General features: G+C 66.1%; 9 protein-coding genes and 1 pseudogene. 2 read left to right on the top strand and 8 right to left on the bottom strand.

What is annotated here, in order from left to right; genetic code table 11:
* Nucleotides 1-32: 32 nt before the first annotated feature.
* The 7 genes and pseudogenes from HUS23_02175 to guaB form a co-directional block, all read right to left on the bottom strand.
* Nucleotides 33-2,525: an SBBP repeat-containing protein gene (locus tag HUS23_02175; GenBank protein QKT02707.1), complete on the bottom strand. Its 2,493-nt coding sequence runs from the start codon at nucleotides 2,523-2,525 to the stop codon at nucleotides 33-35.
* Between the two features lie 601 nt (nucleotides 2,526-3,126).
* A pseudogene (locus tag HUS23_02180) lies at nucleotides 3,127-3,795 on the bottom strand (hypothetical protein).
* A gap of 844 nt (nucleotides 3,796-4,639) precedes the next feature.
* Entirely contained in the window at nucleotides 4,640-5,083 is a 444-nt protein-coding gene (tadA, locus tag HUS23_02185) for a tRNA adenosine(34) deaminase TadA (GenBank protein ID QKT04930.1), read from the bottom strand.
* A gap of 129 nt (nucleotides 5,084-5,212) precedes the next feature.
* Nucleotides 5,213-5,521, bottom strand: coding sequence for a type II toxin-antitoxin system RelE/ParE family toxin (locus tag HUS23_02190; GenBank protein QKT02708.1), 309 nt, complete (start codon nucleotides 5,519-5,521; stop codon nucleotides 5,213-5,215).
* Between the two features lie 12 nt (nucleotides 5,522-5,533).
* Nucleotides 5,534-5,803: a type II toxin-antitoxin system Phd/YefM family antitoxin gene (locus HUS23_02195; GenBank protein ID QKT02709.1), complete on the bottom strand. Its 270-nt coding sequence runs from the start codon at nucleotides 5,801-5,803 to the stop codon at nucleotides 5,534-5,536.
* A 114-nt stretch (nucleotides 5,804-5,917) separates the two neighbouring features.
* On the bottom strand, nucleotides 5,918-7,516 hold the full coding sequence (gene guaA / locus HUS23_02200; GenBank protein ID QKT02710.1) for a glutamine-hydrolyzing GMP synthase: 1,599 nt from the start codon (nucleotides 7,514-7,516) through the stop codon (nucleotides 5,918-5,920).
* Between the two features lie 59 nt (nucleotides 7,517-7,575).
* Nucleotides 7,576-9,036: an IMP dehydrogenase gene (gene guaB, locus HUS23_02205; GenBank protein ID QKT04931.1), complete on the bottom strand. Its 1,461-nt coding sequence runs from the start codon at nucleotides 9,034-9,036 to the stop codon at nucleotides 7,576-7,578.
* A 129-nt stretch (nucleotides 9,037-9,165) separates the two neighbouring features.
* Between guaB and HUS23_02210 the strand changes: the two genes are divergently transcribed.
* Together HUS23_02210 and HUS23_02215 are read left to right on the top strand one after the other, a co-directional pair.
* Nucleotides 9,166-10,536: an exodeoxyribonuclease VII large subunit gene (locus tag HUS23_02210; GenBank protein QKT02711.1), complete on the top strand. Its 1,371-nt coding sequence runs from the start codon at nucleotides 9,166-9,168 to the stop codon at nucleotides 10,534-10,536.
* A complete protein-coding gene (locus HUS23_02215) occupies nucleotides 10,529-11,383 on the top strand; it encodes a peptidoglycan DD-metalloendopeptidase family protein (protein QKT02712.1) in 855 nt (284 codons plus the stop codon). The genes HUS23_02210 and HUS23_02215 overlap by 8 nt, the downstream gene beginning before the upstream one ends.
* A gap of 78 nt (nucleotides 11,384-11,461) precedes the next feature.
* Here the strand turns inward: HUS23_02215 and der are convergent, their stop codons facing one another.
* A complete protein-coding gene (der, locus tag HUS23_02220; GenBank protein ID QKT04932.1) occupies nucleotides 11,462-12,859 on the bottom strand; it encodes a ribosome biogenesis GTPase Der in 1,398 nt (465 codons plus the stop codon).
* Between the last annotated feature and the right edge of the window lie 3 nt (nucleotides 12,860-12,862).

Here is a 12,862-nt window from a genome sequence, read left to right on the forward strand (position 1 = left end):
CCCTATAGTTATTGTTATTGTGATTGTTATTGTTAGTGGCATTGACGGACGGCGTCGACCACGACGTACTTCGATTCTGAACTACCGGACACTTCATTCGTGCGAAGAACGGCCGAGAGGCTGTGGACCCCCGCGCCGAGGTTCACGGTAAGCTGCGCCACACCATCGATTAAGGGCGCAGAACCCATCGGTGTGCGCCCGCTAAGAAACGTAATCATCCCGGACGTAGCTTCGCCATGCACTGAAGCCGTCAACTGCAGGCTCTCCGCGTTCGAAATGAACTCCGCCGAGGTCTCGAGCAAAATATCGCGCACGACGCTCGTCAGCGCCATAAGCGTTGCATCATTAAACCCCTTGTGCTCCGCCTGAAAGGCATCCTGTGTAGGCGTAAAGTTCACTAGAGTTTGGTCTGGATGGTTAGTCGATCCCGCTAAGTAAACGTGGCCCTCCCCCGACGTCACAATCGCCCTCCCACCGCCGATGTCAAACCAGAGGGAACTGGAAGAGTCGTAGGATGATCCGCTTGCGTGCGGCGTCTCCCACTGCTGAACAATGCTTGAGTAGACGAGGGCAGAACCGGAACGGCTGACTTTCGTCACGAACACAGAGTCGACGTACTCGGTTGCCTTGGTCGGGAAAAGCGAATTAATGAGCGGGAATGTGTATGATTTAGCAATTCCCGTCACGAAAGCATGACCAGCATCATCTATAGCAATGCCGTACGCGGCGTCGCCAGGCCAGTCCGGCGGAGAACTAGGGGTGATAAAACAGCTACTACGACAAACCTCTCCACCAAGAAAAGACGAGTATACTATTGCATTCCCCGCAGAGTTCAACTTCATAACAAATGCATTGCCAAGACTGGAGTTCCTGAGGCGCGCTCCAGCCTTCAGCTGGAAGCCATTCCTCACCGGGAAGTCCGGTGATCTCGTCTCCCCGGCCAAGAAGACATTCCCTTCCACGTCGATAGCTACCGCATTCACAATGTCGGTGAGACTGCCACCAATGAAGGTTGAATAGGCGAATGATCGTCCATCCGGCGAGAGTTGCACCAGAAAGCCCATGGATTTTCCATCAGTACCCAGATAGGTGGGCTGCAGCGCGCTCGCCGTGGGAAAGTCTGCCGAGAACGTCAGACCTGCCACGTGGGCATAGCCACCCGAATCGACAGCGACTGCCATTCCCTCATCCCGAGCACTTCCGCCGAGAAAGGAGGCATATACCATCTTCTTTCCGTCGTGCGCGAGCCTCGCCACAAACGCGCTACTCTGAGCGCTTAGCGCAGCTGGCTGTACCGCCTCAGGAGTTGTCTGAAAACTGGGGGTCGCGACACCCGTGAGGTAAACGCTTCCATCACCTCCAAGCGCAAGGGAGCGGATGCTTACCTCGGAGACATAGGTTGAAAACTCTAACGCGGTTCCCTGGTTGTTCAGCTTCGCTACGAATCCTGCGGAAGAATCTGACGTGGTCTGATACGCGCCGTTTGTCGTCGGAAAGCCTGTCCCAGCATATCCCGCCACAAACACGTTTCCATCTTCGTCTACGGCGAGGGCAATTCCCGCGTCTCTGCCCCGGTTACCGCCGAGATAGGTAGAATAGATCGCTGTGCGTGCAGAGGGATCCAGCTTGGTGATGAAGACGTCGCGATCCCCATTGCCTATCTGCCTATCCAATGCGGAGACGAGCGGAAAGTCGCGTGAGGATGTATAGCCTGCCACATAGATATACCCGTCGCCGTCCACCGCTATGGCGGTCGCCACATCATTCCCCGATCCACCGAGATACGTCGCGTAACTCAGAATGGGATCAATAACGAGCTTCTTCGATCTATCGTAGTTCGGGATATGGAAGGCAAGCGTGTTTGCTGCGAGCAATTCATATGCTCCCGCCACGGGGATGTGTTCACCGCGTTCCGTCTGGTAAACATATGGCTTACTCATCGTCAGTTCGTGCTCACCCACGCGGAAGCGAAGCTCACCGTTTTCACTTAGCGCTAAACCTTTAACCCCTTCGAGCATTAGATGGATAGTGGACACGTCAGCGCCGGGAGAAACTTCAAAGTCATATTGGAGGTGGCGACCGTTCCCGTAGTACACAATATCGATACCCGGATAGACGTCCGGGTACACCACGCGCGCATAGCTACCAACGTCCGTTATTGTGCCGCTGGCGCGAATGTAATTCTTGGTACCGGGATATCGATCAAAGGGAGTCGGAGGCACATCCGCAATCGCGCCTAATAGCCGCAGCCGGAAGGAGTTGGTTTGACCGGCCGAAGAGGACTTTACTGGAAGGTGGATCGTCGCCTCGGCAGCGCCCAGATACACGTTGTATCCGGCAGCTTCGGCAAAGTATTCGATGTTTGAGTCTGCTTGCCCACGGTTCTCCTCAAACGCCAACTCGGCGCCATCCGTGCGCGACATGGCCGACACTGCCTGGATGTCGGGAACGTCCGAGATGTCCCCAGCGAGAAGCTCAAGCGGCATCAGGAAGACGAAGAGAACAAAAGTCCGTGCTATGCCCATACTGCCCCCACTTGCGTCTTGTTCTTAGTATGCTGTGGAGCCATGAGGCACAGTGACGACCACGCCCCAGCGGCCGCCATCAGGCAGAACGATGGGCGTCAATCGGCTGGCTCTCTCGGCTTATTCTTGTAGTCGGTACTTTGACTTTCCAAGTCTTATAGCATCCGCGGAGATCGCACGACAAGCGCTTTTTTGGCAGCGAAAGCAATACCGGTTCCAGCGTGCCCACACGTAGTCGTTTTCCGCGGTCGTCCTTGTTGAACCAGGCAGCGGTTCGCACCCTCACCCCATCGCGTAGCGCTCGCGAACGGCATGTTACTGAGGCCTACATACCTCCCGCGTGCGCGCAGAGTAGTATCAGGTGCGTTCGACTCACTCGTGTCGCTGGCTTTACTCAGGGGAGGGCACACCCGGCTTCGGCATACGGCCAACGGTAACGTTGCGGGCACGCTGGTCGCTGAGGTTCCGGTGCGCAACCCAAACCGCTGTGGCCAAAGAACACCACCACACCCCGTTAGGATGCGACCATCACGCTGTTGCCGATGAAGCGGCCCGTCAGTGTCCCGAGCGGAATCGCTGGCTGCCTAAGTAGCGTCTCCATTCAGGCGAGGTCGGCGGCGTACGCCATCACTCCCGGGCGATGGTGGGCGGGGGGCTTGCCAGAGATGTCGTAGGTGACGCGCGCGATGCCGTCCGCCCCGTTGATGATGCGATTGGATACGGGCTCCAGCAGCTCGTAGGGCAGGTGCGCCCAGCGCGCGGTCATGAAGTCGGTAGTCTCCACCGCGTGCACCGCGAACACGCAGTCGTAGCGGCGGCCGTAACCCGTCACGCCCACCGAGCGCGCCGGCAGAAACACCGCGAAGGCCCGCTCACCTTGTCGTATCGGCCGCTGCGGCGCAGTTTCCCCGATGAAGATGTGTTCGCCTTGGCGCTACAGGTCCGCGTACTCCTTCTTCACCTCGCGCTTTCGGGTATTCCCTAGCCTCCCAGTAGCTCCGCTTCCAGCCCGAGGTAGACGTTGTAGGCGTTGCGGCGATTGGTCTCTTCGAACGCCGGCAGGTGTTCGAACTCGGACCAGTCGGTGGCGGCGTAGGCCTCGTCGAAGGGCATGAAGTCTTCCACGGCGGTCTTCATGGCCTCGCGCACGTGCGCGAGATAGCGGCGCGTGAGGGTGATGGATTCCTGCGGGTCGTCGGCGGCAGGGCCGTGGCCGGGGACCAGGGCGCTGACTTCGGCTTGCTCCATGTCTTCGAGCGCGGCGAGCCAGGCGGCGCTGTCCGCATCGCCGAGGAACGGCACGCGGCCCTCGAAGATGATGTCGCCCGAGAACAGCACGCCGTCGGGTTCGACGAACAGGGTGAGGTCGCCGTCGGAATGGGCGGCGCCGGCGTGATCGATGGTGAAGGTCACGCCGCCGAATTCGAACTCCTCGCGCTCCGCAACGTAGCGGTCGGGCTCGACGATGCGCGTGTTCTCGTCCACGAACGGCCACAGCGAGGTGCGGCGCTCTTCCAGGCGCGACACCGCAGCATCGGAGTGGATGTACTGCTCCGCGCCGCGCGGCCCGATGATCTCGGCGCCGTCGAGATCCTTGAACACCTGCAGGCCGTAAATGTGGTCGGCGTGGTAGTGGCTGACGATCACCTTGCGGACAGGCTGATCGGTAATCTCGCGGATGCGCTCGCGTAGCGTGTTGGCAAGCGCGGGTGTGCCGAGGGCGTCGAACAGCACCACGCCTTCATCGGTGACGATGATGCCGGCGTTGGAGATAAAGCCCTCGAACTCGGTGGCGGTGCCGTCTTTGCCATCGGCGAACCAGACGCGGTCGCTGAGCTGCTGCAGCGTCATCTCGACGCTGGTCTCCGCATAGGCAGGTTCGGCCGCGTCCGCCGCCGCCTGCGTCTCGGGCGCCTGGCCCTGCTCACATCCCACCAGTGCGCCTATGGCCGCGAGGGCCAGCCAAGGTTTCATACTCATCCTCCCGAGCGGCTCGAGCGGCCGCCATTCATGTGGTTTCGGCCATTCTAGCAGGCTCGGAAAGCGGCTTGGCGAGCACCAGGAGCCGCGCCGGGGCGGGCGCGCTAGGCGCCGGACGCGCCGGGGCGGGCGCGCTAGGCGCCGGACGCGCCGCGGCGGGCGCGGAAGAAGCTGCGCAACAGCGCGGCCGACTCCTCGGCACGCACACCGCCCTCCACCGCGACGCGGTGGTTGTGCAGCGGGGAATCGAGTACCGGGAAACGGCTGGTGACGGCGCCGGTCTTGGGCTCATCGGTGCCGTAGACCACGCGCGCAATGCGCGCGTGCACGATTGCGCCGGCGCACATCAGGCAGGGCTCGACGGTGACATACAGCGTGGCGCCAGTGAGGCGGTAGTTGGCGCAGCGCCGCGCGGCGGCGCGCAAGGCGACGATCTCGGCATGGGCGGTGGGATCATGGGTGCCGATGGGGCAGTTCCAGCCCTCCCCCAGCACCTCGCCATCGCGCACGATGAGCGCCCCGACCGGCACCTCGCCCGCCGCCTCGCCCTCGCGCGCGAGCGCGAGCGCGCGGTCCATCCAGGCGAGGTCGCCAGCATCAGTCATTACGCCCACTCCATGACTACCAAGCCATGTTCCGTAAGCGGCGCAGGATCAAGGATGTTAGGGGTCACGAAGTCCGTCTTCGTTGGTGCGGTTCGTCCGGGATCACGGTGCTTCATCCTCACCCGGGGCAAGATGCAGCAGACGTTCGCTCCGCCAGACGCGGATAATTCTCACCCGCTGCGGATCACGCCGGTACACGATGCGAAACGGCGGATGGATAAGTTCCCGCAATAAGGGTTGATCGAATTCGGGCACCACGCGGCCCATGTCAGGGTGCTCGGCAAGCGACTGGACGCGCTGAAATATCTCCCCGACCAGCTTGGCCCCGACATCGGGCACCCCCTGTTCGGCGTACCAGGTCCGTACCGCATCAAGATCACGCAGTGCGGACTCGGCGAAACTGATGACCATCCGGCGCTCAGGCTACTTGAGGCCGAGCCGCGCCATAGCTTCGTTGAGGGAGACCTCGCGCCCTGCCTCCAGGTCCGCCAATCCTGCGACCACGGCGCGCATGAAGGCCCGCTCTTCCTCCGCCTTCTCGTAATCGACCACCGACTGCACCACGGCCACTCCGCGGCCGCGGCTCGTAAGGAGCACGGGGCGGTGAGCCTCGGTCGCATGCTTCACCACCCGCCCCGGGTTGACCTTGAGATCGGTCAGGGGGACCAGATCCTCGGAAAACTTAATAGCCATTGACTCGCTCCGCAAAGCGCTCTGATCAGCACCCAAAATAGCGCCACTTCGACGACCATTCAACAGGTCTCTAGTTGCCAGTGGATGCTTGTCGCTGCGCATAGCGAGTAGGCGTCACTCCCACTCGATGGTCGCGGGCGGCTTCCCGGAGATGTCGTAGGTGACGCGGGCGATGCCGTCCACCTCGTTGATGATGCGGCTGGAGACGCGCTCCAGCAGCTCGTAGGGCAGGTGCGCCCAGCGCGCGGTCATGAAGTCGATGGTCTCCACCGCGCGCACCGCGACCACGTAGTCGTAGCGCCGCCCGTCGCCCATCACACCCACCGAGCGCACCGGCAGGAACACCGCGAAGGCCTGGCTGACCTTGTCGTACCAGCCGCTGCTGCGCAGCTCCTCGATGAAGATGTGGTCGGCCTGGCGCAGAAGGTCGGCGTACTCCTTCTTCACCTCGCCGAGGATGCGCACGCCGAGCCCGGGACCGGGGAACGGGTGGCGATACACCATCTCGGAGGGCAATCCCAGCTCCACACCGATCTTGCGCACCTCGTCCTTGAACAGCTCGCGCAGCGGCTCCAGCACCTTGAGCTTCATGATCTCGGGCAGGCCGCCGACGTTGTGGTGCGACTTGATGACGTGCGCCCCGCCGCCGCCCTTCACGCCGGCGGACTCGATCACGTCGGGGTAGATGGTGCCCTGCGCGAGCCAGGTGGCGTTCTTGAGCTTGCCGGCCTCTTCCTCGAACACCTCGATGAACAGGCCGCCGATGATCTTGCGCTTGGCCTCGGGGTCGCTGACCCCCTTCAGCGCGGTGAGGAAGCGCTCGGAGGCGTCCACACGCAGCACGCGCACGCCCATGTGCTGCGCGAAGGTGGCCATGACTTGGTCGCCCTCTTGCAGGCGCAGCAGGCCGTTGTCCACGAACACGCAGGTGAGCTGATCGCCGATGGCCTTGTGCAGCAGCGCCGCCACCACGGAGGAATCGACGCCGCCCGAAAGGCCGAGCACCACCTCCTCGTCGCCCACCTCGCGGCGGATGCGCTCGATGCTCTCCTCGATGATGTTGCCCGACGTCCAGCGCGCCTCGCAGCCGCAGATCTCGTGCACGAAGCGCGACAGGATGCGCGCGCCCTGGCGCGTGTGCGTGACCTCAGGGTGGAACTGCAGGCCGTAGTAGCGGCGCGCCTCGTCGGCGATGCCGGCGATCGGCGCGCTGTCGGTGCTGGCGATGAGCTTGAAGCCCTCGGGCAGTTCCTCCACCCGGTCGCCGTGGCTCATCCACACGTCGAGCATGCCGTAGCCCTCGCGCGTGGTGTGGTCCTCGATGTCGCGCAACAGGCGTGAGTGACCCCGGGCGCGTACCTGGGCGTAACCGAACTCGCGGTGGTTGGCCACCGCCACCTTGCCGCCGAAGTGGGAGGCGATGGCCTGCATGCCGTAGCAGATGCCGAGCAGCGGCACCTCGAGGTCGAATACCGCCTGCGGCACGCGCGGCGCGGCCACGCCGTGCACCGACTCGGGCCCGCCGGAGAGGATGATGCCCTTGGGCGCGAAGGCGCGCAGCGCCTCTTCGTCACTGTGCCAGGGGCGGATCTCGCAGTAGACACCGGCCTCGCGCACCCGCCGGCCGATGAGCTGCGTGTACTGCGATCCGAAGTCGAGGATGAGGATGCGGTCGGTGTGGATGTCCGCGGGAGCGGCGTGTTGATCGGTCACTGGGTTCGAGCTCGCGTGGCGCCCGCGCGGGCCGCCGCGCGGCCCACGCGGGGCGGTGATTACAGCCGGTAGTTCGGCGCCTCTTTGGTGATCGTCACGTCGTGCACGTGGCTCTCACGCATGCCGGCATTGGTTACCCGCACGAACTCCGGACGGGTGCGCATCTCCTCGATGGTACGGCAGCCGGTGTAGCCCATGCTGGCGCGAATGCCGCCGAGCAGCTGGTTGATCACGGGCTGCAGGTTGCCCTTGTACGGCACGCGGCCCTCGATGCCCTCGGGCACCAGCTTGTCGGCCTCGCCGCCTTCCTGGAAATAGCGGTCGCTGGAGCCCTGCTGTTGGGTCATGGCGCCCAGCGAGCCCATGCCGCGATAGGACTTGTAGGAGCGGCCCTGGTAGAGCTCCACGTCGCCCGGCGCCTCTTCGGTGCCGGCGAACATGCTGCCGACCATCACCAGGTGTGCGCCGGCGGCCAACGCCTTGGCGATGTCGCCCGAATAGCGGATGCCGCCGTCGGCGATCAGCGGAATGTCGGTGCCCTGCAGGGCCTCGGCCACGTTGGCGATGGCCGAGATCTGCGGCACGCCGACGCCCGCCACAATGCGCGTGGTGCAAATCGAGCCCGGGCCGATGCCGACCTTGACCGCATCGGCGCCCGCCTCGGCCAGCGCGCGGGCGGCGTCGCCGGTGGCGATGTTGCCGCCGATCACCTGCACGTGGGGGAAGTGCTTCTTTACCCAGCGCACGCGGTCCAACACGCCCTGCGAGTGGCCATGCGCGGTGTCCACCACCACCACGTCCACCCCGGCGGCGGCCAGCGCCGCGACGCGCTCCTCCGTACCGGCCCCGACGCCCACCGCCGCGCCGGCGCGCAGCCGGCCCTGCTCGTCCTTGCAGGCGTACGGGTTCTCGGTGGCCTTCTGGATATCCTTGACGGTGATCAGCCCACGCAGCTGGAACTTGTCGTTCACCACCAGCACCTTCTCGATGCGGTGTTCGTGCAGCAGGTTGACGATCTCGCCGCGGTCTGCGCCCTCCTTCACGGTGATCAGGCGCTCTTTGGGGGTCATGATGCTGGAGACCGGCTCTATGCGGCGGGTCTCGAAGCGCAGGTCGCGGCTGGTGACGATGCCGACCAACTCCTCGCCCTCGACCACCGGCACGCCGGAGATGGAGTGCTCGCGGGTGAGGCGCACCACGTCCTGGATGCTGGTGTTGGGGCTGACGGTGATCGGCTCCTTGATCACCCCGCTCTCGAACTTCTTCACCCGGCGCACATGCTCGGCCTGCGCCTCAATGGTCATGTTCTTGTGGATGATGCCGATGCCGCCTTCCTGGGCCATGGCGATGGCCAGACGCGCCTCGGTCACCGTATCCATGGCGGCGGACACCAGCGGGATGGACAGGCGGATGCCGCGGGTTATGTGGGTGGCGAGTTCGACCTCCTTGGGCAGCACCTTGGAGTGGGCGGGCACCAGTAGGACGTCGTCGAAGGTGAGGGCTTCCTGAACTATGCGCAGCATAGATAAGGCTTCCTAAAGCGAAACGCGCATTATAAGTTTTTCCTGCCGACGGGTAAACGTGTGCGGGTTCCCGAATGCGCCGGGAGGCGGTGGGCGCGGTCGCGCCGCGGCGGTATCATCTCCCTCATGAACCAAGACCGTGAACCGTGGGGGGGCACGCCGGGAGCCGAACGCGAGATCCTGCGCGTCTCCCAGCTCAACCGCAACGTACGCCTGCTCCTGGAGGGCTCCTTCCCGCTGCTGTGGGTGGAGGGGGAGATCTCCAACCTCGCCCGTCCCGCCTCGGGCCACCTCTACTTCACCCTGAAAGACGCCCAGGCGCAGGTGCGCTGCGCCATGTTCCGCACGCGCGCGGGGCTGCTCAGCGTACGGCCCGAAAACGGCATGCAGGTGGTGGTGCGCGCGCGCATCTCGATCTACGAGCCGCGCGGCGACTACCAGCTCATCGTCGAGCACCTGGAAGAGGCCGGCGACGGCGCCCTGCAGCGCGCCTTCGAGCAGCTCAAGCAGCGCCTCGCCGCCGAGGGCCTGTTCGCCACCGAGCTCAAGCGCCCGCTGCCGCGCTTCCCGCGTCGGGTGGGCGTCATCACCTCGCCCACCGGGGCGGCGATCCGCGACGTGTTGGCGGTGCTGCGCCGGCGCTTCCCCACCCTGCCGGTAGTGGTGTACCCGGTGCCGGTGCAGGGGACCGAGGCGCCCGCCGCCATCGTGCGCGCGATCGAGACCGCCAACGCGCGCGGCGAGTGCGACGTGCTCATCCTCACCCGCGGTGGCGGGTCGCTCGAGGATCTGTGGGCCTTCAACGAGGAGCGCGTGGCGCGCGCGGTACGGGCCTCCGAGTTGCCCATTGTGTGCGGCGTGGGGCACGAGATCGACGTCACCATCGCCGACTTCGCCGCCGATCAGCGCGCGCCCACCCCCTCCGCCGCCGCCGAACTGGTCAGCCCCGAGCGCGCCGAGTGGGCGCAAAAGGTGGACAAGCAGGCGGCCGCGCTGCGCCGCTGCATGGTGCACCGCCTGGCGGAGGCGCGCGGGCGCGCGGAGGGCCTGCGCGCCCGCCTCCGTCATCCGGGCCGTCGCCTGCAGGACATGGCCCAGCGCCTGGACGAGCTGCACGGGCGCATGCAGGGCTGCCTCACCCGACGCCTCGCGCTGCAGACCCGTCAGGTACAGGACCTCGCCCTGCGCCTGCAGCGCCAGACCCCACGCACCCAACTCCTGCGGCTCGGCAGCCAGCAGGCGCAGCTGGCCACGCGCCTGCAAGGGGCCGTGCGCGCGGCGTTACGCAGCCGTCAGGACCGCCTGATGGGCGACGCGCGCGCCCTGGAGGCGGTCAGCCCGCTCGCCACGCTGGGACGCGGCTACGCCATCGTGCAACGTCTACCCGAGCGCACCCTGGTGCGCACGGCCGATCAACTCGAACCCGGCGCGCGCGTGGAGGCCCGCTTCGGCCGCGGCCGCGCCACCTGCACTGTGGAGGAGATCTCGAATGATTAAAGGGGGGCTCGCCCTGTTCGCCCTGCTGGGCTCGGCGCTGGCCGCCGGCACCGCCTGGGCGTGGCCGGCACACGATCCGGTGCCGGGGGGCGTGGCGGTGGTGCCGCTGGAGATCAGCGGCAGCCGCGCGCCGCTGGTCACCTACGGCGAGCGGCGCGTGCTGGTGCTGCAGCGCGAGGGGCGCTGGCACGCGGTGGTCGGGCTGCCGCTGAGCGCGCGCCCAGGCGTGCATCGCCTCGAGCTGCGCGAGGGCGAGCAGCCCCAGCGCATCGAATTCTCGGTCCACGACAAGGACTACCCCACCCAGCACATCACGCTAAGCAGCAACCGCCGGGTGAACCTCTCCGAGGCCGACTTGGCGCGCCACCAGCGCGAACGCGTGAAGATGGACGCCGCCCTCACCCACTGGGCCGACGCGTCCGAGGTGCCGGTGCGCTTCACGCTGCCGGTGGAGGGCCGCCTCTCCAGCCCATTCGGCCTGCGCCGCTACTTCAACGAGCAGCCACGCGCGCCGCACAGCGGCCTGGACATCGCAGCCCCCGAAGGCACGCCGGTCACGGCCCCCGCGCCGGGACGCGTGCTGTCGGTGGGCGATTACTTCTTCAACGGCAACACCGTGTTCCTGGATCACGGCCAGGGTCTGGTCACGATGTACGCCCACTTGCACACCATCGAGGTGGAGCCCGGCCAGCAGGTCGCGCAGGGCGAGGTGGTCGGTACCGTCGGCATGACCGGCCGCGCCACCGGCCCGCACCTGCACTGGGGCGTGAGCCTCAACGACGCGCGCGTCGATCCGCTGCTGTTCGTGGAGCTGCAGGAAGCGGCACTGGAGGAGCAGGCGCCTTAGTCGGCGGCTGAACGATGGCCCGCCCAGGCGAGCGGGCCGGCGAGAAACGGCGGCGAATGCCGCGCGGCGCGCTCGCCGCTACGACTTGCCCTTGACGTGACGCATCAGGCGCTTGCGGCGCTCGGCCTGACGGGGGGTGAGCTTGTTCTTGCGGCCCTCGTAGGGGTTGGCGCCGGAGCGGAACTCGATGCGCAGCGGCGTGCCGCGCAGCTTCAGGCGCTCGCGGAACAGATTGACCAGGAAGCGCCGGTAGTTGTCCGGCACGGCCTCGGCCTGGGTGCCGTGGATGACGACCAGCGGCGGGTTGCTGCCGCCCTGGTGGGCGTAGCGCAGCTTGATGCGCCGCCCCCGCACCAGCGGCGGCTGATGCTGGGTCACGGCGTCCTGCAGCAGACGCGTGAGCTGGGGCGTCGGCAGCTTGCGCATGGCCGCGTCGTAGGCACGCTGCACGCAGCCGAACAGGTCGCCCACGCCGGTGCCGTGCAGGGCCGAGATGGTGCGCACCTCGGCGAAATCCACGAACGGCAGCTTGCGGTCCAACTCGCTGCGTACCCGCTCGCGCACGTCGCGTTCCAGACCGTCCCACTTGTTCACCACCACCACCAGCGCGCGACCGGCCTCCAGCACGAAGCCCAGCAGGTGCGCGTCCTGGTCGGAGATGCCCTCGCGCGCGTCCAGCACCATGATCACCACGTGGGCCTCTTCGATGGCTTGCAGGGCCTTGATCACGCTGAACTTCTCGATGGCCTCGTGGACGCGACCGCGGCGGCGCACGCCCGCGGTGTCGATCAAGGTGTAGCGCTGTGCGTCGCGCTCGAAGGGGATGTGGATGCTGTCGCGCGTGGTGCCGGGCATGTCGTAGGCAAGGACCCGCTCCTCGCCGAGCATGCGGTTCACCAGGGTGGATTTGCCGACGTTGGGCCGCCCGAGCACGGCGACCTTGATGCCGAACTCCTCCTCGGCCGCCGCGTCGGGCGCCTCGGGCTCGGGCACCGCTTCCAGCACCTGTGCGATCAGGTCGGGCACGCCGTGGCCGTGCGCCGCGGCGATGGCCAGCGCCTCGCCGAGCCCCAGAGCGTGAAACTCGACGGCGTGGACGTCCGGGTCCAGGCCTTCCATCTTATTGGCGACCAGGGTGACCGGCTTGCCGGTGCGCCGCAGCTCCGCGGCGATGGCCTCGTCGCCGCCGGTCAGGCCGCCGCGCCCGTCCACCAGGAACAGCACGTGGTCGGCTTCCTGCACGGCACGCATGGCCTGCTGTGCCATGAGGCCCTCCAGGCCGCCGCCCTCGCCGGTGAGGCCGCCCGTATCCACCACGATGAACGCGCGCCCGGCATGCTCGACCCGCCCGTACTGGCGGTCGCGGGTCAGCCCGGGTTGGTCGGCCACCAGCGCATCGCGCGAACGCGTGAGGCGGTTGAACAAGGTGGACTTGCCGACGTTGGGGCGCCCCACCAGGGCAATGACCGGATGCAGCGC

The organism is Ectothiorhodospiraceae bacterium 2226, assembly GCA_013348725.1.
GTDB lineage: Bacteria > Pseudomonadota > Gammaproteobacteria.

What these genes read in the sequence shown, in the direction of transcription:
- HUS23_02175 (QKT02707.1), bottom strand. Translation starts at nt 2,525, where the DNA reads ATGGGCATAGCACGGACTTTTGTTCTCTTCGTCTTCCTGATGCCGCTT.
- tadA (QKT04930.1), bottom strand. Translation starts at nt 5,083, where the DNA reads ATGGACCGCGCGCTCGCGCTCGCGCGCGAGGGCGAGGCGGCGGGCGAG.
- HUS23_02190 (QKT02708.1), bottom strand. Translation starts at nt 5,521, where the DNA reads ATGGTCATCAGTTTCGCCGAGTCCGCACTGCGTGATCTTGATGCGGTA.
- HUS23_02195 (QKT02709.1), bottom strand. Translation starts at nt 5,803, where the DNA reads ATGGCTATTAAGTTTTCCGAGGATCTGGTCCCCCTGACCGATCTCAAG.
- HUS23_02210 (QKT02711.1), top strand. Translation starts at nt 9,166, where the DNA reads ATGAACCAAGACCGTGAACCGTGGGGGGGCACGCCGGGAGCCGAACGC.
- HUS23_02215 (QKT02712.1), top strand. Translation starts at nt 10,529, where the DNA reads ATGATTAAAGGGGGGCTCGCCCTGTTCGCCCTGCTGGGCTCGGCGCTG.